Below are 21434 nucleotides of genomic sequence, written 5' to 3'. Positions count from 1 at the left end.
GGGAGAGGGGTGTTACAGGGTCACGGTCACCGTGCGGCTCCCCGAGGCCTGCTTGCCGTCGGCCTTGTAGGTCACGGTCAGTTCGGCGTTCCCCGAGGCACCCGCCGGGATGGTGACCGGGACCTTGATGTTCGCGCCTTCACCCGGACGTGTCGCCGGGAACGCGACCTGCCCGGTCGTCCAGCCGCCGGGCACCGTCAGGTCGAGTGTCCCGGCGCTGCGGGTCACGTCCATCCGGTTGACGACCCGGACCGTGACCTCCGTGGTGGTGCCCGCCTTCATGGTGGCGGGCGGGGTGATCGTGATGTCCGCGCAGGTGCCGCCGAGCCACTGGAGGTCGAAGGAGGAGTACGTGATGTGCGTGTAGTCGTCCCGCTCGTAGAGCAGACCGAGCCGCCCGTCCGGCAGTCGCGTCAGCGTCGAGTACGCCGTGCTCCCGGGGTCGACGACCTTGCGGATCGGCCAGGTCCTCCCGTTGTCGCAGGACATCTTCACGGTGAGGTTGCTCCGGGAGGAACTGCTGTCCGTGTTGCTGAACAGCAGCCACGAGGCCTTCGGGTCCGATGCCGCCGCGTCCGGGGCGTACCGCATCACCGAGCCGTTGTTCGCCGGGTCCCGCAGGGCGGTGTCCTGGGCGAAGGGGGTGTAGTTCACCCCGCCGTCGGTGGAGTAGGCGATGGTCCGGTAGGGCGCCGAACGGTTGTTGAGCATGATCCGGCCGTCACTGAGCTCGACCGTCTTGTTCTCGTCCCCGCCCGGACCGACCGGGTTGCCCGTCCTCCAGGTCGCGCCGTGGTCGTCGCTGTACGCGCTGACCGCGTAGTTGGCGCCGTTGTTCCGGATCGCGTACTGCTGGATCAGACGGCCCTTGTAGGCGCCGTTACGCACCTGGATGCCTTCGCCGGACGCCGCGAACATGCCGCCCCAGGCGGGGTTCTTGATCTGCTGGGTGATCCGGCGGTGGGTCCAGGTCACCCCGTCGTCGTCCGAGTAGCTGTAGTCGGCCTGCAGGACGTTCGGGTCGCTCTCGTCGTTGCCCGTGCCCGACCCGAAGAAGCCCTGGTTCACGGAGCCGGCGTAGAAGACGAAGATCCGGCCCGTGGTGCGGTCCACCAGCAGGCTCGGATCGCCGAACCCCTTCGGGGCGGCCTCCTTGCGGACCACCTGCTGGGCCTGCCAGGTCGCCCCGCCGTCGGTGCTGCGCCGCAGCACGATGCCCAGGTTGCCGGGCAGGTCGCCGAGCGTGGGGCGGGAGTCGTAGGCGGCGAGCAGGGTGCCCTTGACGGAGGTGGTCAGGGCCGGGATGCGGTAGTAGGGAGATCCGGCCCCCTGGGTCGCGATGTCCTGGGAGGTGAGTTCTCCGGCCGCGGCCGCGGCAGTGGGGGCGCCGGTGGCCGTACCGGCCGCGGTGGCCACCATGACGGCGGCCGAGAGCATGGCGAGGGTGACTCTGCGCTGCATGAACGGTCTCTCTTCTCGTGAGGGGGAGAGGTGCGGAGACGGAGCGGAGCACGGCGTGAGGAGCCGGCGCGTCAGGGGGCGAACAGGTCCCGCACCCAGGCCAGTTGCTCCGCCCGGTGGTGCGCGCCGCCGCCCTCGTGCCCGTTGAACTCGTAGACGCGCAGCTCCTTGCGGCCCGCGTAACGGTGGTAGGCGGTGAAGCAGGTGGAGGGTGGGCAGATCTCGTCGGCCATGGCGATGGAGAACAGGGCGGGCGCGGTCGCCCGGGTGGCGTGGTGGGCCGCGTCGAAGTACGACAGGGTGCGGAAGACCTGCTCGGTGCGGCCGTGGTGGAGCCGCAGGTAGGAAGCGATCTCGGTGTACGGGGGCAGTCCGGCGATCCGCGCGCCCCGGGCGATGTGGCACAGGAACGGTACGTCCGGCATCACCCCGGCCAGGCCCGGCACCAGTCCGGCCACGGCCAGCGCGATCCCGCCGCCCTGGCTGACCCCGGTCACCACGATGCGTGCGGGGTCGACCTCGGGATGCGCGCGCATCGCCTCGACGAAGCGGACCGCGTCGGTGAACACGCGCCGGTAGTAGTGGGTCTCGGGGCTCTCGATGCCCCGCGTCAGGAAGCCCGGAACCGCCCCGGCCGCCCCGGGGTCGGTGTCCGGGGTGACGCCGGCCGCCGCCGACCACCCCTGGCCCCGGGTGTCCATGACCAGGTGCGCGTAACCGGCGCACGCCCACATCAGCTCCTCGTGGGGCAGGCCCCTGCCGCGCCCGTATCCGAGGAACTCCACGACGCAGCCGAGCGGTTCGGTGGCACCGGTGGGCATGTGCAGCCAGCCGCGCACCGGACGTCCGGCGTAGCCCGGGATGCTCACGTCGTAGGTGCGGATCCGGGGCAGCCCGCAGTCGACCTCCTTGTACCGGGGCTTGTCCGCGGCGCCGTCGTGCGGTGCCTCGCCCAGGGTGCCGGCCCAGAAGGCGTCGAAGCCGCCGGGCAGCGGGAGATCGGGCCGGAAGGCGCGGCATTCCTCGAGCGGGAGATCGGCCGAAGGCATGGCTGTGCCCTCCTGGAGTAAGGGAAGAGTCCGGACAGCAGACGTCAGATGTCCTGTTGCTGAACTGGACCCTAGGGAGCCCTGCGGCCGGACGTCAAGGGTGTGCCGGAGGTCGCGGCCCCCGCCCCCGAGGTGCGGGGCGGGGTGCCGCACGGTGATGTCAGGCCGGGTCCGCCACGCGTGACCTGGCCTCGGCGATCCGACGCCGTACGGGGGCGTAGTGCTCGTCCAGCGCCTTCAGGAACGCGGTGACGTCCCCGGCCCGGGCCGCGTCGACGATGTTCTGGTGGGCGGCGATCGTGGCGGTCTCGTCCGCGTGCGTGAAACCGTCGAGGTGCGGCGCGACGATCGTGTAGACGTCCCAGAAGGCCATCGAGAGCTGGCCGATCAGGTCGTTGCCCAACGGTGCCACGAGCAGCGCGTGGAACGCGCGGTCCGCGGCCACGAAGCCGTGCCCCTCGCCCGCGCCGGTCGCGCGCATGGTCTCCACCAGGCGTTCCAGGCCGTCGAGCTGCTCGGTGCTGAGCGAGGAGATGATCCGGTCGGCCATGCCCCGCTCGAAGAGTTCGCGTACGTCGACGAGGTCGGCCATCACCTGGAAGTCGTCGTCGGGGGAGAGCAGGCCGCGGAAGGTGAGGCTCTCCACCAGGGCGGACAGGCTCAGCCGGCCGACGTACGTACCGTGGCCGTGGCGCACCTCGACGATGTCGAGAGCGGCGAGGATCTTGACGGCCTCCCGGACGCTGGAGCGGCTGGCCCCCAGCGCCTCGCACAGCGCCGGCTCCGTCGGGAGCGGGTCTCCGGGGCGCAGCCGCTCGTCGAGGATGTAGCGCTTGATGCCCTCGACCACTTCCTGCCGCAGCAGGGTGCGGCCGGGTCGCGTGCCGGACATATGTGAACTCCCCACCTCTTGACCCCTCTCGATTGTCAAGCTACGTTCCCACGCTATCAAGGCATCAGACATCTGACGTCTGATGCTCACCGGTCAGACGGCGTACCGACAGCTGTCGAAACGGTCGTTTTCTCACCCGTACCGAGCTCACAACGTCCCTTGGAGGACCCGTGCCCGAGCTGAGGCCAGCCGGCGTCGAGCGCCGCACCTTCCTGCGTTACACCAGTGCCATCGGCGCGGCCGCAGCCGTCACGGCGAGCCTTTCCGCGTGCGGCGGTCCCTCCTCGACCGCCGACGGCGCGGCGGGCAAGGGGGACGGCAACGGCACCATCGAGGCCGGTCTGTCGTACCCGCTCTCGACCGGCTTCGACCCGATGATCACCTCCGGAGCCACGCCCTACGCGGCCAACATGCACATCTTCGAGGGCCTGGTCGATCTCGACCCGGCCACGCTCGTGGCCCGCCCCGCGCTGGCCACCGAGATGCCGAAGAAGATCAACGCCACCACCTACCGGGCCACCCTCCGCGAAGGCGCCACCTTCCACGACGGCTCGGCGGTCACCGCCGAGGACGTGGTCTTCAGCTTCGAACGCATCCTGGACCCGAAGAACGCGTCGCTGATGGCGCAGTTCGTGCCCTTCATCGACACGATCACCACCGTCGACGCGAAGACGGTCGAGTTCAAGCTCAAGTACGCCTTCGCGCTCTTCCCCTCCCGCATCGCGGTCGCCCGCATCGTGCCGAAGAAGATCGTCGAGGCGGACGTCAAGGGATTCGACGCCAGGCCCGTCGGCTCGGGGCCGTACAAGTTCATCTCCGCGACCCGTGAAGACAAGATCGTCTTCGAGAGGTACGACACGTACAACGGCCCGCACCCCGCCAAGGCCAAGAAGATGATCTGGCGCCTGATATCGGACCAGTCGGCCCGCGTCAGCGCCATGCAGTCCGGCCGTGTCCAGGCCATCGAGGACGTCCCGTACATCGACGTGAAGGGCCTCTCGGGCACGGCGAAGACCGAGTCCGTGCAGTCCTTCGGCCTGCTCTTCCTGATGTTCAACACCACCGACAAGCGGTTCGCCGACAAGCGGGTCCGCCAGGCCCTGCACCACGCGCTGGACACCGAGAAGATCATCCGTACCGCGATGGTCGGCAACGCCGCCGCCGCCACCGGATACGTCCCCTCGACCCACCCCGACTACCACGAGGCCGCGACCGTGTACACGCACGACGTGGCCAAGGCGAAGAAGCTGCTCGCCGACGCGGGCGTGGGCACGCTCAAGTTCACCGTCCTGACCACCGACACCGGCTGGGTCAAGGACATCGCCCCGCTGCTCAAGGAGAGCTGGGCCGCCGCCGGTGTCGAGGCCACCCTGAACATCGCCCAGTCCCCGGCCCAGTGGGCCAAGGTCGACGCGGGCGACTTCGAGGTCATGGTCGCCCCCGGTGACCCCTCCGTCTTCGGGAACGACGTCGACCTGCTGATGCGCTGGTTCTACTACGGCTTCTGGCCGGAGAAGCGTTACGGCTGGTCCCGGACCGCCGAATACAAGCAGGTGAAGCAGCTCCTCGACAAGGCCGCCCAGGCCGCCGACGAGGCCGTGCGCAAGCAGCTCTGGAACCGGATCACTGACATCGTCGCGGACGAGGCGGCGCTCTACCCGATCCTCCACCGCAAGCTGCCCACCGCCTGGAACGAGAAGGCCCTGCCCGGCTTCGAGCCGCTGCCGACCACCGGCCTGTCCTTCGTGGACGTCAGCCGCGCCTGACGCCCACGCCCGGTGCGGGGCCCGCCCTCCCCGGCAGGCCCCGCACACCGGTCCGGTCCGCCCTCCCCGGCCGCCCGGACCAGCCGCCCGCTCAATCGCAAGGAACCCGACGATGGTTGCTTTTCTCCGGCTCGCGCTGCGACGCGTCGCGATGATGCCGGTGATGATCCTCGGCATCGCGCTGCTCGTCTTCGTGGTGCTGCAGTTCTCGCCGGTCGACCCGGCCTTCAACGCGCTCGGGGAGAGCGCCACCCCTGAGGCCCGCGCGGCCTTCGCCGAGGCCAACGGGCTCAACGATCCGCTGCCCGTGCGGTACTTCGACTTCCTCGGCCAACTGCTCCACTTCGACCTGGGGATGACCGTCCCACCCAGTCAGCCCGTGATCGACCGGATCACCGCCGCCTTCCCGCTCACCCTGCAACTCACCTTCCTCGGGCTGCTCCTCGCGATCGTCCTCGCCGTCGTCGGCGGAGTCCTCGGTGCCATGTACCGGGACCGCTGGCCCGACCAGCTCTTCCGCGTCCTGTCCATGGCCGGGGTCGCCGTCCCGTCCTTCTGGCTCGGCGTCCTGCTCATCCAGCAGTTCGCGCTGAACACCCGGATCTTCCCGACCGGCGGATACACCAACCCCGCCGACTCGTTCAGCGGCTGGCTCACCACCATGGTCCTGCCGGCGGTGTCGCTGGCGGTGCCCGTCGCGGCCTCGCTCGCCCGGCTCGTCCGCACCTCCATGGTCGCGGAGCTCGACCGCGACTACGTCCGCACCGCACAGGGCAACGGCCTGCCGGTCTTCCTGGTCGTCCGCTCGGTGCTGCGCAACGCGCTCGTCACCCCGCTCACCGTGCTCGGGGTCAAGGTCGGCTACCTGCTCAGCGGAGCCGTCGTGATCGAAGCGATCTTCGACCTGCCCGGCATGGGCAAACTCATCCTCGAAGGTGTCACCGGCGGCGACGTCGCCCTGGTCCAGGGCACCGTACTGACCATCGCCATCGCCTTCCTGGTGGTCAACGTCATCGTCGACCTGCTCTACCTGCTGGTCAACCCGCGCATCAGGACGGTGTGACATGTTCGCCACGGGCCGTCTGGCCACCACACTCTCCCGGCCCGGCATCGCCTTCCGCGCCCTGCCGGTCACCTCCCGCGTCGCCCTCGGCGTGCTGATCTTCGTCGTGCTCGGCGCCGTACTCGCCCCCCTGCTCACGCAGGACCCGCTGACCACCGGCACCCCCGTCCAGGGCCCGAGCGCGGACCACTGGTTCGGCACCGACCGTGCGGGCCGCGACGTCTTCGCCCGGGTGGTGCACGGCTCGCGCTACTCGCTGGTCATCGGCCTCGGCGCGACCGCCCTCGCCCTGGTCGCCGGATCCGTCCTCGGAGCGCTCGCCGCCACGTCGCGCAAGCTCGGCGACGAGTCCGTCATGCGCACCCTCGACATCGTCATGTCCTTCCCGCCGATCGCGCTCGCGGCCGTCCTCGTCGCCGTGTTCGGCACCAGCATCCCGGTCATCATCTTCACCATCGCCTTCGTCTACTCGCCCTCCCTGGCCCGCGTCGTACGCGCCAACGTCCTCGCCCAGTACGGGGAGGACTACGTCGCCGCCGAGAAGGTCATCGGAGCCCGGCGCGGCTACATCGTGCTCCGCCACGTCGCCGTCAACTGCATGGCGCCCGTCATGGTGTTCGCGACCGTCATGGTCGCCGAGGCCATCATCTTCGAGGCCAGCCTCTCCTTCATCGGCGCCGGTGTGCAGGACCCCGACCCCAGCTGGGGCAGCGTCCTCGCCTACGGACGGCAGATCCTCCTGGCAGGCGGCTGGTGGGCCACGTTCTTCCCCGGCCTGGCCCTGCTGATCACCGTCCTCGCGCTCAACATCCTCTCCGAGGGCCTGACCGACGCCTCCGCCGCACCCCGGAGGGCCCGCACCTCCCCGACCTCCGCGACCACCACGGCGCCGGACCCGGTCGAGGCCGCCTCCACCGTCGACGTCGACGCCGCCCTCGCCAAGCTCGCCCGCCACATCGAGGCCACCGACCCCACCATCACACCGGTACGGGAGGACGCCGACGAACTCCTCGTCGTACGCGACCTGGCCATCCGCTTCCCGGACCGTTACGGGGACATCCCCGTCGTCGACCGGCTGAACTTCACCGTCCACGAGGGCGAGACCCTTGGTCTGGTCGGCGAGTCCGGGTGCGGCAAGTCCATCACCAGCCTCGCGGTCATGGGGCTCCTCGCCCGCAACGCCGAGGTCAGCGGCGAGATCCTCTACCGCGGCCGGGACCTGCTGAAGCTCCCGCCCAAGGAACGCCGCGCCCTGATGGGCCCCGAGATCGCGATGGTCTACCAGGACGCGCTCTCCTCCCTCAACCCCTCCGTGCTCGTCGGCACCCAGCTCGAGCAGCTGACCTCACGCGGCGGTACGAAGACTCCGACCGAGCTCCTCGAACTCGTCGGCCTCGCGCCGGAACGCACCCTGCGCAGCTACCCGCACGAGCTCTCCGGCGGCCAGCGCCAGCGCGTCCTGATCGCCATGGCCCTCTCCCGCAGCCCGCGCCTGCTGATCGCGGACGAGCCGACCACCGCACTCGACGTCACCGTCCAGGCCCAGGTCGTCGAACTCCTCGTCGAGCTCCGCGACGAGCTCGGATTCGCCATGGTGCTGGTCTCCCACGACCTTGCCCTGGTCGGCGACCTCTCGCACCGGGTCGCCGTCATGTACGCGGGCCGGCTCGCCGAGATCGGCGCCACCCGGTCCATCCTCACCGACCCCACCCACCACTACAGCCGCGGTCTCCTCGGCTCCGTCGTCTCCGTGGAGGCCGGCGCCGACCGGCTGCACCAGATCCGCGGAGTCGTCCCCGCCCCTCAGGGCTTCGGCGAGGGATGCCGCTTCGCCGGGCGCTGCGGTGCGGCGACCGACCTCTGTCGTACGACGACCCCCGTACTCACGGTGCGAGGCACCGCGAAGGACCACGGCTTCGCCTGCCACCACCCGGCTCAGGCCGCCGCGAAGAAGCTGGAAGGGAGCGCCCTGTGATCAAGCTCGACGGCGTTCACGTACGCCACAAGGCGCGCAGCGGCGGTCTGTTCAGCCGCGACGCGGTCCACGCGCTCACCGACGCCACGCTGGAGGTCGAGCGCGGCGAGATCGTGGGCCTGGTCGGCGAGTCCGGCTGCGGCAAGTCCACCTTGGCCAGGGTGCTCACCGGGCTCCAGAAGCCCACCGAGGGCGAGGTCACCTTCCACGGGCGCAACCTGTGGGAGATGACGGGCTCCGAACGGCGCAACGACTTCGGCTCGGCCGTCGGCGTCGTCTTCCAGGACCCCTCCACCGCGCTCAACCCGCGTCTCACCGTCCGTCAGATCCTGCTCGACCCGCTGAACGTGCACCGGCGCGGCACCCGGGAGGAGCGCGAGGCCCGTGTGGAGGAACTGCTCGACCTGGTCGGGCTGCCCGGCCACACCCTCGGGGCGCTGCCGGGCCAGCTCTCCGGCGGCCAGCGCCAGCGCGTCGCCATCGCCCGTGCCCTGGCCCTCGAACCGGAACTGATCGTCGCCGACGAACCCACCTCCGCGCTCGACGTCTCCGTACGCGCCCAGGTGCTCAACCTCCTTGTCGACCTGCGCGAACGCCTGGGCCTCGGCATGGTGTTCATCTCGCACGACATCCAGACCGTGCGCTACCTCGCCGACCGCATCGCCGTCCTCTACCTCGGCCGCATCGTCGAGGAGGGGAGGGCTGCCGATGTGGCCGGGGCCCCGAGCCACCCGTACACCGAGGCCCTGCTCTCCGCCACGCCCAGCCTGCTGGAGACGACGGAGCGCATCGTGCTCACCGGGCCCGTGCCCTCCGCCACCAACCCACCGCCGGGATGCCCGTTCACCACCCGCTGCTGGAAGGCCGACGACGCGTGCGCCACGGCCTTCCCCGCGGAGACCTCCGGCTCCGGCGGACACCGCTGGCACTGCGTCCACCCCCAGCCCACCACGTCGTCCCCGTCCGGGGACCCGATCCCCGTACCGTCCGCGAGGAGTACCGCATGACCACCCCCACCACCTCCTACTCCGGAGTGATCCCGCCGGTCGTCACCCCGCTCACCCAGGACGGCGAGCTGGACGCGCCGTCCCTGGAGCGGGTCGTCGGTCACCTCCTCGACGGAGGAGTGAGCGGACTCTTCGCCCTGGGCAGCTCCGGCGAGACCGCCTACCTCACGCCCGCGCAGCAGGACGAGGTCATCAAGGTGATCACCTCGGTGGCGGCCGGACAGGTACCCGTCCTCGTCGGCGCCATCGAGACCACCACGAACCGGGCGATCGAGAGGGCCCGCGCCGCCGCCGGTCTCGGCGCGGACGCGGTCGTCGCCACGGCGCCCTTCTACACCCGCACCCACCCCACGGAGATCGACCGCCACTTCCGCGACATCGCGGCGGCGGTGGACCTCCCGCTCCTGGCCTACGACGTACCGGTGTGCGTCCACACCAAGCTGGACCCGGAACTGCTGCTCCCGCTTGCCGCGGACGGCGTGCTCGCCGGTGTGAAGGACTCCAGCGGCGACGACGGATCGTTCCGCAGGCTCGCCATCGGCGCCCGGGCGCTCCCCGGTTTCTCGGTTCTCACCGGCCACGAGCTGGTGGTCGACGCGATGATGCTGAGCGGCGCCGACGGTTCGGTGCCCGGCCTGGGCAACGTCGACCCGCACGGCTACGTACGGCTGCACGAGGCGGCCGTACGCGGGGACTGGGCGGCCGCCTCGACCGAACAGGACCGCCTGGTCGGGCTGTTCGACATCGTCACGGCCGCCGCGTCCGGCACCGCTTCGGCGACCGCGGCCGGGCTGGGCGCCTTCAAGACGGCCCTGATGCTGCGCGGGGTCATCGCGACCAACGTGATGAGCCCGCCCATGCGCAGGCTCGACGCCGCCGAGACCGTCGTGATCGCCGCGTACCTGGACCGGGCGGGCCTGTCCCGCGTCTGACACCGTTTCCCCGCACGTGCGGAAGGGCCGTCCCGCAGCATCCGTGCTGCGGGACGGCCCTTCCGTGTGGGGGCCTACTAGTTGCGCGAGGCGCGGGTGCGGCGCATGAGCACCGCGCCACCCAGCAGCAGCCCAGCGCTCGCGCCGGCGGCCAGGCCCATGCCGGCGGAACCGGTCTGCGCCAGCTGCGTGTCGGGCGTGTTCGGGCCCGGGTTACCGGCCGGCGGCTCCTCCACGGGGGGCTTCGAGGTCGGCGGGGTGACCGTCGGCGGCTCCTCGGTGGGGGGCTCCTCGGTCGGCGGCGTGACCGTCGGCGGCTCCTCGGTCGGGGGCTCCACCGGCGGCTTCACCGGCGGGTGGCCCGGGTGGTCACCGCTGTCGTTCACGCAGTCGTTGCCGAACGCCGGGTTCAGCAGACCGACGACATCGACGCTGTTGCCGCAGGCGTTCACCGGGACCTCGACCGGAGCCTGGACCAGGTTGCCGGAGAGGACGCCCGGGGAACCGACGGCCTTGCCGTCGGCGCTCGCGCCCGAGCCCTTGTGGCCCCCGCCCTGTGCCTGGCCGTGCTCGTCGCCGTACGCGTCGTCCTGCGCGGCGCCGTGACCCTCGTGCGAGCTGACGTTCGCGCAGGAGTTACCGAAGGCCGGGTTCAGCAGGGCGATCACATTGACGGTGTTGCCGCAGAGGTTGACCGGGACGTGCACCGGGACCTGCACGGCGTTGCCCGAACCGACACCGGGCGAGTTCGCGGCGACTCCGTCGGCCGAGGCGTCGGCGTGCGCATAACCGCCGGCGGCGGTCAGGATGCCCGACGCCGCCGCCATGACGATCATGCTTTTGTTCAGAACCTGTCGCATTACATGCCCTTCTCCGGGAAATTCGCGTGGGCGGTGACCCTGATGGCGGTCATTCCATCGACGCGGACGACTTCCTAACGACGCGACGGTTGCGGGGGAAACTTGGAGATCGGTGGAAATCGTGTAACCACCCGAAAGGGTCACGAACGTGCGTTCGTTCGATGTGGCGTTCATGGCATTCGGGTGAACGGGGCCGGGCGGGGGGAACCAAATGCCGGGCGGCGAGTTGATCAGGGCGCTCCGCTGCGGGGCACTCGGTACGAGAAGGGTTCATCGTGATCAAGAAGGTCCTGGCGACGGGCGCCGTCGCCGCCTCCATCCTCGGTCTCTCGGCGACCAGCGCCATGGCGATCGGTGACGACACCGGTACGACGACGATCAACGGCAACGGTGCCGAGGCGGAGTACGGCAACAGCTCCACCAAGGGTGACCAGAGCCCGCAGCTCAGCCTCGTGCAGGGCTCGCTGAACAAGCCGTGCATCGCCCTGCCGGTGAAGGCCAACGTGGGCTCGCTGATCGGTCTCATTCCGATCGCGGTCCAGGACGTCAACGTCCTGTCGAACCCGCAGAACCAGCAGTGCGCCGACAACTCCACCCAGGCCAAGGGTGACGAGCCGCTGTCGCACATCCTGAGCGACATCCCGGTTCTCTCCGGCAACGGCGCCGGCAACAGCTGATCCGGCCTCTACGACCGGTCCGGGCCGCCGACACTCCTCCATCGTGCGGCCCGGGCCTGCGTCATTCGGGCGGTTTTCCCGAAAACGTTTCCCACAGCGTTTCGAAGTCGCCCGTAGATCGTTACGTATTACAGCTCCGGAGTCACGGGTGCGTTCACGGACGCGCTCGTGCGGCACGAAAGACGTGTCCGTCCAGGACTCCGCTGCAGAAAGGGATGAACGTGAAGTACACCAAGGTCGCCGCCGTCGCCGCCGGAACCCTCATGGCGCTGGGCGCCGCTGCCCCGGCCATGGCCGACGCCGGCGCCGGTGCCGTTGCCGCCGGGTCCCCGGGTGTCCTGTCCGGCAATGTCGTCCAGGTCCCGATCCACATTCCGGTGAACGTCTGCGGCAACACCGTCAACGTGATCGGTCTGCTCAACCCGGCGTTCGGCAACGTCTGCATCAACGACTGAGCTTTCGCCGACCGGGCCGACGGCTCGTCATGAGAAGGCCCTGGGGCGCGCATGGCGCCCCAGGGCCTTTCGTCGTGAGCAGGAAATGCGGCTCCCGCAGTTTCCCCGCCCACCGCTCGGTCGTTGTCCCTGAAAAGGCGGCAGATGCCGCCGGAGAAGGGATTTGAGAAGTGAAGTACGCGAAGACCGTCGCCCTCGTCGCAGGTTCCGTCGCCGCTCTCGGGTCGGCCGCCCCCGCCTTCGCCGCAGCCACCCCCACGGCACCCCGGATCAGTCTCACCGGCGGCGTGAACGAACTGACCTCGACCGTCCCCACCCTCCCCGACCAGGTGGTGAACCCCGTGGTGGACGCGGTGGGGGACACCGCCGGAAAGGTCACGGAGGACGGCAAGGTGGCCAAGTCGGCGCAGGCCGTCACCACCGTCGCCGAGGCGGCCGGCCCGCTCATCGGCGGGCTCCCCCTCGGCGGCTGATCCACAGCGGTCCCCTTTCGCGTCGTGCCGCTCCGTCGGACGGCACTCGTGCAGGGGGCAGCGAAACCGGCCCGGGAAATCGTTCGGGTGAAGGGGCGAAACCGGGACCCCCTCCGCGGAGTTGTTCAGAATGCTCCGGACAGGCGGGCAAACAGAAATCCAGAAGGGCACGTTCATGATGAAGAAGATTCTGGCGTCCGCGGCAGTCGCCGCCTCCGTCGCCGGTATTTCCGCCGCTGCCGCCCCCTCGGCCATGGCGATCGGCAACGACACCGGTACGACGTCGGTCAACGGCAACGGCTCCGACCAGTACTACGGCAACAGCAGCACGCACGGCGACATGAGCCCGCAGATCGGCCTCATCCAGGGCTCGTTCAACAAGCCCTGCATCGCCCTCCCCGCGAAGGCCAACGTCGGCTCGCTGCTCGGCCTCGTCCCGATCTCGGTCCAGGACATCAACGTCCTGTCCTCCCCGCAGAACCAGCAGTGCACCGAGAACTCCACCCAGGCCAAGGGTGACGAGGCGCTGTCGCACATCCTGAACGACATCCCGCTGCTCTCGGGCAACGGCGCGGGCAACAACTGATTCCGTGCGACTCCGGCTCGCCCTGCGACCGTTGAGGTCAGGGCGCACCGATTCCCGCCCGTCGTAGTGCGTCAGTGAGCACGTACGGGGCCGGTCCTTCCGCACGCCCACCGCTCGGCGGTCGGCGCCCGCATCGGACCGGCCCCGTACGCGTGTCCGGGAGCCATGGCGCCACCGGTCTGCACGTCGGGTAGCCCGATAGTGCGCACATTGGGCCGGTTGCCCCAGTCCCGGCGGACGCCGCGCGCCCGGCCGGGTAGGGGCGGAACATGGACCCGTACGACAGTCACCATGCGCGCGGCCGTGACCGGACGCCGGAGAGCTCCACGCCCATCTACGACCGGTTGCTCGCCGAATGGCGGGACGCGGCACGGCGGGAGGCTGGGCAGGACCTGGCGGGCACTGCGTCAGGGCCGCCGGTGCCTCCGCGGGCCCCGCGCCCCCGCGAGGTCTTCGTCCCCGCCGCCCGGATGGAGCCGGACTGCCGGTAGGAGGCGCGTCGACGGGCAGCCCGATCCAACCCGTTCGAGTGGTGCAGCGGAACTTAATCCTCCGTTTGCGGTTGATCAGTACGTTCCACAACGGGACGCTCCGAAAGGTGAAGCGCAATGAAGAAGATGATGGCCGGCGCCGCTGTGGCTGTGTCCCTCCTCGGTCTGTCCGCCGCCGCGGCCCCCTCGGCCATGGCGATCGGCGACGACCACGGCACCACGACCGTCAACGGTAACGGTGCGGAGGCGGAGTACGGCAACAGCTCCACCAAGGGTGACCAGAGCCCGCAGCTCAGCCTCGTGCAGGGCTCGCTGAACAAGCCCTGCATCGCCCTGCCGGTGAAGGCCAACGTGGGCTCGCTGATCGGTCTCATTCCGATCGCGGTCCAGGACGTCAACGTCCTGTCCAACCCGCAGAACCAGCAGTGCGCCGACAACTCCACCCAGGCCAAGGGTGACGAGCCGCTGTCGCACATCCTGAGCGACATCCCGGTGCTCTCGGGCAACGGCGTCGGCAACAACTGACACCACTGAATGCGGGCGGTCCGGGGCGCATTGCCCGCGGGGCCGCCCGCATTCGGCTGTGCGGCACGCACACGGCGATGCCCACCACTCCACGGGGGGTGGTGGGCATCGGCGTACGGGCGGGAAGCGGGCGCGGTCAGCCCAGGGTGCGTACCGGCATGAGGCAGTGGGCCGAGGTGCGGATGATCTCGGGATCACCCACGAAGGAGGCCAGCAGTTCCTCGCTCACCGGCTGCCCGGGGACTGCCGCGGGCCACGGACGCGTGGCGAACATCCCGTGCACCTTGCCCTCCGACCGCGCCACGGCCAGCCACTCGGGCGGCACGGTGTACTGGGCGTTGAAGTGAGGAAGCGTCAGGACGGCCTGTCCGGCCTGGATGAGCAGCTTCACCGGGAGGTTGGGGTGCTCCGACGCGTCCAGCGTCTCTCCCCCCACCCGCAGACCGCTGCGCCCCAGAGCCGTGCGCATGGCCTGCTCGCCCGCCTCCGGTCCGTCGGAGCCGTCGCCGAGCGAGTAGGTGAGCAGGAAGGCGGTCTCCCGCCCCGTTCCGGGATTCGACCCGCTCCAGCCGATCAGGATCTGGGTGCCCAACTGGGCAGGTGTGAAAGGGGCGGTGGCGGCTTTGGGTGAGGTCATGTCCGGCACCCTAACGGCACGAGACCGGTACGTGTGCACGCGTATCACCTGATCGGGTACATCTCTGTCGACCCGGGGCAATCGGCCGTGTGCGCCCCCGATCGCAGAAAAACCTGTTGACCGTCCCGGCCGCCTCCGGGCTAGGGTGTGCGCAGTTCCAGGAACCAGGAGGTGAGGACATTGATGACTGTCGCAGCGGTGGGCACTGCCCACGACCCGAAGTGCATCGTTCCCACCCCTGTGGCCGCCGGCTGACCTTGACCTTTTCTCCCCGCGCCTGATCGCGCGTTGCCGGGGCCGCCCTTGTGAAGGGTTTCCCTTGTCTTTCTCCATCTCCCAGGCTTCCACCCCGTCGCACCCGCTGGCCCCGTACGGCTGGGACGACGCATGGGCCGACACCTTCGCCCCGTACGCCGAGCAGGGACTCCTGCCGGGACGCGTGGTGCGGGTGGACCGGGGCCGGTGCGACGTCGTCACGCCGGACGGTGTCGTCCGGGCGGACACCGCGTTCGTGGTGCCCCGTGACCCGATGCGGATCGTCTGCACGGGCGACTGGGTGGCCGTCGACCCCGACGGCGACCCGCAGTTCGTCCGTACCCTCCTGCCCCGCCGCACGGCCTTCGTCCGTTCGACGTCGTCGCAGCGCTCCGAAGGCCAGGTCCTCGCGACCAACATCGATCACGTCGTCATCTGCGTCTCGCTGGCCGTCGAGCTGGACCTCGGACGGCTGGAACGCTTCCTCGCGCTGGCCATGTCCAGCACCGCCGGAGCGGCTCTGCTCGGCGACGGGACTCGGCCCGTGGACCACGAGGCGCGCCCGCTCGTGCTGCTCACCAAGGCGGACCTGGTCCCGGACGTGACCACGCTGTCCCATCTCGTCGAGGACGTCGAGCGCATCGCCCCCGGGGTACAGGTGCTGCCCGTCAGCTCGGCCACCGGGGAGGGCGTCGACGTGTTCGGGGCGATCGTCGGCGGCGGTACGAGCGTGCTGCTCGGGATCTCCGGCGCCGGGAAGTCGACCCTCGCCAACACCCTGCTCGGCGAGGACGTGATGCATGTGCAGCAGGCGCGCGAGGTGGACGGCAAGGGCCGTCACACCACCACGACGCGCAACCTCCTGGTGCTGCCGGGAGGCGGTGTCCTGATCGACACCCCCGGACTGAGGGGGGTCGGCCTCTGGGACGCCGAGGCCGGCGTGGGACAGGTCTTCTCCGAGATCGAGGACCTCGCCCGGCAGTGCCGCTTCCACGACTGCGCCCACACGTCCGAGCCCGGATGTGCCGTGACGGCCGCGATCGAGGACGGGTCCCTGCCCGAGCGGCGTCTCGACAGCTACCGCAAGCTGCTCCGGGAGAACCACCGCATCGCCGCGAAGACCGACGCCCGGCTCCGCAGCGAGACCCTGCGCGAATGGAAGCGCAGGGGCGCGGAGGGCCGGGCGGCCATGGAGCTGAAGCGAGGCAGGACGCGCTGAGGGTGGGGCCGTGGGGCCGGGCGTCCGCCTGGCCCCACGGCCCCCCGGGTCCTCAGCCCCAGATGACGGCTCCCAGCCACGCGCCCACGGCCAGCAGGCAGCAGTAGAGCTCGACGAGCACGGAGTAGCCCGTCGCCCGCAGCACGGACCTGAGGGAGGTCCACCCCGCGGCCCTGCTGCCGAGGCGCAGGCGTTCGGCGCCGTAGACGGCGCCCACGTACCCGAGGAGCCCGCCCACCACCGGCACCACGAAGAACCCGGCGATCGCCGCGATGCCGCCGGCCATCAGCGTCCTGTGCGGTGCCCCCGACTCGCGGGGGCGGCGTGCGGGAAGCAGCGCCTTGAGCGCCTGGTTCAGCAGCAGCAGACAGGTCGCGCCGATCAGCACCCCCCAGGCGACCGGGGTGGGGTCCGTCAGGGCCCACCACAGCACCGCGGCCCAGACGATGGCCTGTCCCGGTACACCCGGCACCAGGACACCGACCAGGCCGAGCGTCATCACCGCCCCGACGGCAACGAGCTGCCACACACTCATTCGACCAGCGTGCAGGAGTCGGCCCGGTCCCGCCCGTCAGCGCGTCCCCGCGGGCGGGTGAAGCCCCTGGCCGGGTGCTCAGCGCGGGGCGCGGGCCACCCAGCCGCGTTCGTAGGCGTGCCAGCCGAGCTGCAGACGGGTGGTGACCCCGGTGAGCTCCATGAGCCCCTTCACCCGCCGCTGCACCGTCCGCAGCCCCAGGTCCAGCTGCTTGGCCACACTCGCGTCCGTGAGTCCCGCCAGCAGCAGGGAGAGGATCTCCAGGTCCGTCGGGTCCGCACCCGGCCCGTTCTGCTCGCCGATCCCGCTCGCCCCGAGCCGCAGCGGCATGGCGTCCCGCCACACCGCCTCGAACAGGCCCATCAGGGACTCCAGCAGCCCACTGGCGTGGATCACCAGGGCGGCGGGTTCCGCTTGCCGTCCGGTCAGCGGCACCATGGCCAGCGCGGCGTCGGCGACCACCAGCTTCGTCGGCACCCGGTCGACCACCCGGCACTGCTCGTCGCGGCCCAGCGCCGCCGACAGCTCCACGATCCCGTCCGGCTGTGAGAGGACGTCGCGTTCGACGACCACCCGGTAGGTCACGCCCCGCATCGTCGCCCGTTCCTCGGACTCGTTCTCCATGCCGGTGACCGCGATCGGCTTACCGGTGACCAGCGCGCACACCTCCGTCGCGGCGCCCAGCTGCAGCTGGTGGAACCGGTGGGCCACCGCGCTCGCACCCGTCACCACCTCGACCAGGTCGTGCACCGCGGGTTCGGCCGCCTGGGCCCGGTAGTCCTCGGCGAGCAGGGCGGACGCCAGTTCGGCCTGCTCGAGCTCGTGGCGCTGCTGGGTCAGCAGCGCGCCCAGGGCGACGCCCGGCGGGGCGGCGACCCATCGGCCCGCCCGGGACGAGGACTGGGCCACGAGGCCCTGCTGTTCCAGCCGGCGCAGCGCGCGCTCGGTGTCCGCCTCCGGCAGGGCCAGCCGTCGCGCCAGGTCGGAGAGCTCCGCGGCGCCCGTCGCGACCAGCGTCCGGTAGACCGCTTCCTGCCTCTCGTCGAGACCTATCGCTGATAGCATCCTCGGCCCTCCCCGGATCGGTGTCGCACGCTTCCGCGCCCATCGGACGGGTGTGCGGTGGCGGGAAGCGGCCACGGCGTAAACCCGCCGGGCCCATCATGCCCCGTGACACCGGTCTCTCTGGCAATCTGGCGCCACCGCAGCAGCAGCCGCCCCACGGCGGTGGGCAGATCGCGGAGACCGGCCCGCCGGGCGACCTTCCCGTGGGGGGTGGGGACGTCCGGCGGGTCCACCCCGCGCAGGCCGTTTCCGGAAACCCCGCGCAGGCCACTTCCGGACCGGATTTCCGGATGACCCGGTTTCGTATGCCCCGCTCGGTCGACACTAGGGACATGAGCCAGCAGGGTGACAAGCCCGCCGCCCACGAGGACGACTGGTGGCGGGCGCTGTACGACAAGTCCGCGCGGGACACCGGGCCGAGCGGCGCGCCCGACAGTCTCGACGCCCGCTTCGACTCCGTGTCCGACGCGGTGGGCCCGGAGCCGGAGCCGGATCCGGTGGAAGGCCCGGTGGAGGGCGACCACCCGGCGACGGTCGTGCCGCTGCCCGGTCCCCGCCTCCCGGAAGCCGGGCCCGCGCCGGAGCCGCCGGGGCTGCCGCGCACCGTCGCCGTCGGGCGCGCCCCGTGGGAGGCACCCGCAGGGCCCTCCCGGCCGCAGACCTTCGCCGTACGGCAGCCGCCACCGCCGCCGCCCGTACCGTCGGCGGTCCAGCCGCCGGAGCGTCCCACCGTCGGCCACGTCGGGGACCGGCCCCCCACCTACGAGGCCGAACCGGCCGCCCTGCCGGAGTCCGGGGCCGACGCCCTCGACGACCTCGTCCCCGACACCGTCCTGGACGGCGCCCGCTACGGGACGTACACCCTGCGGGCCGCGTCCGTGCGCGGGGACTCGGCCCGCTTCCGCGGGGAACCCCGTCGCGACGCCCTGCTCACCGCGCGTTTCGGCGCCGGGGACGGCGCCCTGGTCCTGGTCGCGGTGGCCGGCGGTGTCCGTGGCGACGGACAGGACCGTCCCGCCGCGGCCGACGCCTGTCGCTGGATCGGCGGAGCCGTCGCCCGCAGCCACGCCCGGCTCTCGGAGGACATACGGGCGGGGCGCAGGGGCGACCTCAAGTCGGGGCTGCACCGTCTCACCGACCGGACCTACGGCAAGCTGCGGGCCCGCGCCGCCGAGCTCGGTCTCGAACCGTCCGCCTACACCGCCGGCCTGCGGTGCCTGCTGCTGCCCGCCGACCCCGAGTGCCGCACCCGGGTCTTCTTCGGCATCGGACCGGGTGGAGTCCTGCGTCTCCGCGACGGGGCGTGGGAGGACCTCGACCCCGAGGTGCGGCCGGCGGCCGGCGGCGCGGCCGACGAACAGGGTCCGGACGGCGACCGGCTGACGATGGATCTGCAGATCACCACGCCCTCGTCCCCCCGGGCCGGGAGCGCACCGCCACCCGCCGAGCCCTTCCGCTTCCGCGCGTCCGTGGCCCGCCCCGGGGACACGCTGCTGCTCTGCGGGAACGGGCTGGCCGAACCGATGCGCGGTGAGCCGGCGCTGGCCGGGGAGCTGGCGCGGCGCTGGTCCTCCGGAGGCCCGCCGGGACTGCCCGCCTATCTCGCCGACATCCAGCTCAGGACGAAGGGGTACGCCGACGACCGTACGGGCGCGGCTGTCTGGGAGGCGTAACCGGGCACACCGTGGATAGATGGAGGCACGGACAGCCGGAGGCAGAGAGGGTGCGCACCCATGGCCAAGCAGAACGTGTCGGAACAGTTCGTCGACATTCTCGTGCGGGCGGGGGTCAAGCGGCTGTACGGCGTCGTCGGTGACAGCCTCAACCCTGTGGTCGACGCCGTCCGGCGTCATTCAGAGGTCGAGTGGATCCAGGTCAGGCACGAGGAGACCGCGGCCTTCGCGGCCGGAGCCGAGGCCCAGATCACCGGCAAGCTGGCCGCCTGCGCCGGATCGTGCGGCCCGGGCAACCTCCACCTCATCAACGGCCTGTACGACGCCCACCGCTCCATGGCCCCGGTGCTCGCCCTCGCCTCCCACATCCCGTCCAGCGAGATCGGCCTCGGCTACTTCCAGGCGACCCACCCCGAGCTGCTCTTCCAGGAGTGCAGCCACTACAACGAGATGATCTCCAACCCGCAGCAGATGCCCCGGCTGCTCCAGACGGCCGTCCAGCACGCGATCGGCCGCGGTGGCGTCAGTGTCGTCTCGATGCCCGGTGACATCGCCTCGCAGCCCGCTCCGGAGAAGTCGATCGAGCACGCCCTGGTCACCTCGCGGCCCACCGTGAGGCCCGGTGACGAGGAGATCGACAAGCTCTGCGCCATGATCGACAAGGCCAAACGGGTGACGCTGTTCTGCGGGAGCGGAACCGCGGGCGCGCATGCCGAGGTCATGGAGTTCGCCGAGCGGGTGAAGGCCCCGGTCGGCCACGCGCTGCGCGGCAAGGAGTGGATCCAGTACGACAACCCGTACGACGTGGGGATGAGCGGGCTGCTCGGCTACGGTGCCGCCTACGAGGCGACCAACGAGTGCGACCTGCTGATCCTGCTGGGCACGGACTTCCCGTACAACGCGTTCCTCCCGAACGACGTGAAGATCGTCCAGGTCGACGTGCGTCCCGAGCACCTGGGCCGGCGGTCCAAACTCGACCTCGCCGTCTGGGGCGACGTACGCGAGACGCTGCGCTGCCTGACCCCGCGCGTGAAGGTCAAGACCGACCGCAAGTTCCTCGACCGGATGCTGAAGAAGCACGCCGACGCGCTCGAGGGCGTGGTCAAGGCGTACACCCGCAAGGTCGACAAGCACGTCCCGATCCACCCGGAGTACGTGGCCTCGGTGCTCGACGAGATCGCCGACGAGGACGCCGTCTTCACCGTCGACACCGGGATGTGCAACGTCTGGGCGGCCCGCTACCTCACGCCCAACGGCAGGCGCCGGGTCATCGGCTCGTTCAGCCACGGCTCGATGGCGAACGCCTTGCCGCAGGCCATCGGAGCGCAGTTCACCGACCGGAACCGGCAGGTCGTGTCGATGTCCGGCGACGGCGGATTCACCATGCTGATGGGTGACTTCCTCACGCTCGTCCAGTACGACCTGCCGGTGAAGGTCGTACTGTTCAACAACTCCTCGCTCGGGATGGTCGAGCTGGAGATGCTGGTGGCGGGGCTGCCGTCGTTCGGCACGACCAACAAGAACCCCGACTTCGCCTCGATCGCACGGGCCGCGGGTGCCTACGGGGTCCGGGTCGAGAAGCCCAAGCAGCTGGAGGGCGCGCTCAAGGACGCCTTCAAGCACAAGGGGCCCGCACTCGTCGACGTGGTCACCGACCCGAACGCCCTCTCCATCCCGCCGAAGATCAGCGCCGACATGGTCACCGGGTTCGCCCTCTCCGCCAGCAAGATCGTCCTGGACGGAGGGGTCGGCAGGATGCTCCAGATGGCCCGTTCCAACCTCCGCAACGTTCCCCGGCCGTGAGCACCGGATCCGGAGGGGCCGCCGGCCGCCCTCGC

Annotated in this window: 20 protein-coding genes; 13 read left to right on the top strand and 7 right to left on the bottom strand. The window is 70.8% G+C overall.

From position 1 onward, the window contains the following. Positions 1-12: 12 nt before the first annotated feature. From IA22_RS0122880 to IA22_RS0122870, 3 genes are all read right to left on the bottom strand, one after another. Positions 13-1461 carry a sialidase family protein gene (locus IA22_RS0122880; protein ID WP_030124682.1) on the bottom strand — a complete coding sequence of 483 codons (1449 nt, stop codon included), beginning with the start codon at positions 1459-1461 and terminating at the stop codon, positions 13-15. Positions 1462-1532: 71 nt separating this feature from the next. Beyond that, a complete protein-coding gene (locus tag IA22_RS0122875) occupies positions 1533-2510 on the bottom strand; it encodes an acetylxylan esterase (RefSeq protein ID WP_015579319.1) in 978 nt (325 codons plus the stop codon). 160 nt (positions 2511-2670) lie between these two features. Beyond that, the gene (locus IA22_RS0122870; RefSeq protein ID WP_015579320.1) at positions 2671-3402 is read right to left on the bottom strand and encodes a FadR/GntR family transcriptional regulator; all 732 of its coding nucleotides are present in this window, start codon (positions 3400-3402) and stop codon (positions 2671-2673) included. 170 nt (positions 3403-3572) lie between these two features. On the opposite strand from IA22_RS0122870, the gene IA22_RS0122865 reads away from it, so the two are divergent. The 5 genes from IA22_RS0122865 to IA22_RS0122845 all read left to right on the top strand — a co-directional run bounded on the left by IA22_RS0122865 (position 3573) and on the right by IA22_RS0122845 (position 10145). Continuing rightward, positions 3573-5168, top strand: a complete 1596-nt coding sequence (locus IA22_RS0122865; RefSeq protein WP_030124681.1) for an ABC transporter substrate-binding protein — start codon at positions 3573-3575, stop codon at positions 5166-5168. 112 nt (positions 5169-5280) lie between these two features. Next, the gene (locus IA22_RS0122860; protein WP_014153245.1) at positions 5281-6231 is read left to right on the top strand and encodes an ABC transporter permease; all 951 of its coding nucleotides are present in this window, start codon (positions 5281-5283) and stop codon (positions 6229-6231) included. Position 6232: 1 nt separating this feature from the next. Beyond that, positions 6233-8206 carry a dipeptide/oligopeptide/nickel ABC transporter permease/ATP-binding protein gene (locus IA22_RS0122855; protein ID WP_030124680.1) on the top strand — a complete coding sequence of 658 codons (1974 nt, stop codon included), beginning with the start codon at positions 6233-6235 and terminating at the stop codon, positions 8204-8206. Then, positions 8203-9213: an oligopeptide/dipeptide ABC transporter ATP-binding protein gene (locus tag IA22_RS0122850; RefSeq protein WP_030124679.1), complete on the top strand. Its 1011-nt coding sequence runs from the start codon at positions 8203-8205 to the stop codon at positions 9211-9213. The genes IA22_RS0122855 and IA22_RS0122850 overlap by 4 nt, the downstream gene beginning before the upstream one ends. After that, positions 9210-10145: a dihydrodipicolinate synthase family protein gene (locus IA22_RS0122845; RefSeq protein ID WP_014153242.1), complete on the top strand. Its 936-nt coding sequence runs from the start codon at positions 9210-9212 to the stop codon at positions 10143-10145. The genes IA22_RS0122850 and IA22_RS0122845 overlap by 4 nt, the downstream gene beginning before the upstream one ends. A gap of 77 nt (positions 10146-10222) precedes the next feature. On the opposite strand, the gene IA22_RS0122840 is transcribed toward IA22_RS0122845, so the two are convergent. Beyond that, positions 10223-11005 carry a chaplin gene (locus IA22_RS0122840; RefSeq protein ID WP_014153241.1) on the bottom strand — a complete coding sequence of 261 codons (783 nt, stop codon included), beginning with the start codon at positions 11003-11005 and terminating at the stop codon, positions 10223-10225. Between the two features lie 275 nt (positions 11006-11280). Between IA22_RS0122840 and IA22_RS0122835 the strand changes: the two genes are divergently transcribed. From IA22_RS0122835 to IA22_RS0122810, 5 genes are all read left to right on the top strand, one after another. Beyond that, positions 11281-11682 carry a rodlin gene (locus IA22_RS0122835; protein WP_030124678.1) on the top strand — a complete coding sequence of 134 codons (402 nt, stop codon included), beginning with the start codon at positions 11281-11283 and terminating at the stop codon, positions 11680-11682. Between the two features lie 221 nt (positions 11683-11903). After that, positions 11904-12137 (top strand): chaplin, encoded by a 234-nt coding sequence (locus IA22_RS0122830; protein WP_015579324.1) that lies wholly within the window; start codon positions 11904-11906, stop codon positions 12135-12137. A 170-nt stretch (positions 12138-12307) separates the two neighbouring features. Further along, a complete protein-coding gene (locus IA22_RS0122825; protein WP_014153238.1) occupies positions 12308-12610 on the top strand; it encodes a hypothetical protein in 303 nt (100 codons plus the stop codon). Between the two features lie 175 nt (positions 12611-12785). Continuing rightward, positions 12786-13196, top strand: coding sequence for a rodlin (locus IA22_RS0122820; RefSeq protein WP_030124677.1), 411 nt, complete (start codon positions 12786-12788; stop codon positions 13194-13196). Between the two features lie 608 nt (positions 13197-13804). After that, positions 13805-14212 (top strand): rodlin, encoded by a 408-nt coding sequence (locus IA22_RS0122810; protein WP_014153235.1) that lies wholly within the window; start codon positions 13805-13807, stop codon positions 14210-14212. 136 nt (positions 14213-14348) lie between these two features. Here the strand turns inward: IA22_RS0122810 and IA22_RS0122805 are convergent, their stop codons facing one another. After that, positions 14349-14849, bottom strand: a complete 501-nt coding sequence (locus IA22_RS0122805; RefSeq protein ID WP_030124676.1) for a DUF5949 family protein — start codon at positions 14847-14849, stop codon at positions 14349-14351. A 319-nt stretch (positions 14850-15168) separates the two neighbouring features. On the opposite strand from IA22_RS0122805, the gene rsgA reads away from it, so the two are divergent. Next, positions 15169-16323, top strand: coding sequence for a ribosome small subunit-dependent GTPase A (gene rsgA / locus IA22_RS0122800; protein WP_015579326.1), 1155 nt, complete (start codon positions 15169-15171; stop codon positions 16321-16323). 52 nt (positions 16324-16375) lie between these two features. Here the strand turns inward: rsgA and IA22_RS0122795 are convergent, their stop codons facing one another. Both IA22_RS0122795 and IA22_RS0122790 read right to left on the bottom strand, forming a co-directional pair. Next, positions 16376-16858: a DUF456 domain-containing protein gene (locus tag IA22_RS0122795; RefSeq protein WP_014153232.1), complete on the bottom strand. Its 483-nt coding sequence runs from the start codon at positions 16856-16858 to the stop codon at positions 16376-16378. A 78-nt stretch (positions 16859-16936) separates the two neighbouring features. Continuing rightward, a complete protein-coding gene (locus IA22_RS0122790) occupies positions 16937-17923 on the bottom strand; it encodes a helix-turn-helix transcriptional regulator (protein WP_030124675.1) in 987 nt (328 codons plus the stop codon). 332 nt (positions 17924-18255) lie between these two features. Here IA22_RS0122790 and IA22_RS0122785 point away from each other — a divergent pair, with 332 nt between their 5' ends. Further along, positions 18256-19596 carry a protein phosphatase 2C domain-containing protein gene (locus IA22_RS0122785; RefSeq protein WP_030124674.1) on the top strand — a complete coding sequence of 447 codons (1341 nt, stop codon included), beginning with the start codon at positions 18256-18258 and terminating at the stop codon, positions 19594-19596. Between the two features lie 60 nt (positions 19597-19656). After that, complete coding sequence (locus tag IA22_RS0122780) at positions 19657-21399, top strand: pyruvate dehydrogenase (protein WP_014153229.1); 1743 nt, start codon at positions 19657-19659, stop codon at positions 21397-21399. Positions 21400-21434 lie beyond the last annotated feature (35 nt).

The organism is Kitasatospora papulosa, from assembly GCF_000717245.1.
In the GTDB taxonomy this organism is placed as follows: domain Bacteria; phylum Actinomycetota; class Actinomycetes; order Streptomycetales; family Streptomycetaceae; genus Streptomyces; species Streptomyces papulosus.
This window is presented reverse-complemented; position numbering and strand designations above follow the sequence as displayed.

What these genes read in the sequence shown, in the direction of transcription:
- IA22_RS0122880 (WP_030124682.1), bottom strand. Translation starts at nt 1,461, where the DNA reads ATGCAGCGCAGAGTCACCCTCGCCATGCTCTCGGCCGCCGTCATGGTG.
- IA22_RS0122875 (WP_015579319.1), bottom strand. Translation starts at nt 2,510, where the DNA reads ATGCCTTCGGCCGATCTCCCGCTCGAGGAATGCCGCGCCTTCCGGCCC.
- IA22_RS0122870 (WP_015579320.1), bottom strand. Translation starts at nt 3,402, where the DNA reads ATGTCCGGCACGCGACCCGGCCGCACCCTGCTGCGGCAGGAAGTGGTC.
- IA22_RS0122860 (WP_014153245.1), top strand. Translation starts at nt 5,281, where the DNA reads ATGGTTGCTTTTCTCCGGCTCGCGCTGCGACGCGTCGCGATGATGCCG.
- IA22_RS0122855 (WP_030124680.1), top strand. Translation starts at nt 6,233, where the DNA reads ATGTTCGCCACGGGCCGTCTGGCCACCACACTCTCCCGGCCCGGCATC.
- IA22_RS0122845 (WP_014153242.1), top strand. Translation starts at nt 9,210, where the DNA reads ATGACCACCCCCACCACCTCCTACTCCGGAGTGATCCCGCCGGTCGTC.
- IA22_RS0122840 (WP_014153241.1), bottom strand. Translation starts at nt 11,005, where the DNA reads ATGCGACAGGTTCTGAACAAAAGCATGATCGTCATGGCGGCGGCGTCG.
- IA22_RS0122820 (WP_030124677.1), top strand. Translation starts at nt 12,786, where the DNA reads ATGATGAAGAAGATTCTGGCGTCCGCGGCAGTCGCCGCCTCCGTCGCC.
- IA22_RS0122810 (WP_014153235.1), top strand. Translation starts at nt 13,805, where the DNA reads ATGAAGAAGATGATGGCCGGCGCCGCTGTGGCTGTGTCCCTCCTCGGT.
- IA22_RS0122805 (WP_030124676.1), bottom strand. Translation starts at nt 14,849, where the DNA reads ATGACCTCACCCAAAGCCGCCACCGCCCCTTTCACACCTGCCCAGTTG.
- IA22_RS0122795 (WP_014153232.1), bottom strand. Translation starts at nt 16,858, where the DNA reads ATGAGTGTGTGGCAGCTCGTTGCCGTCGGGGCGGTGATGACGCTCGGC.
- IA22_RS0122790 (WP_030124675.1), bottom strand. Translation starts at nt 17,923, where the DNA reads ATGCTATCAGCGATAGGTCTCGACGAGAGGCAGGAAGCGGTCTACCGG.
- IA22_RS0122785 (WP_030124674.1), top strand. Translation starts at nt 18,256, where the DNA reads ATGAGCCAGCAGGGTGACAAGCCCGCCGCCCACGAGGACGACTGGTGG.
- IA22_RS0122780 (WP_014153229.1), top strand. Translation starts at nt 19,657, where the DNA reads ATGGCCAAGCAGAACGTGTCGGAACAGTTCGTCGACATTCTCGTGCGG.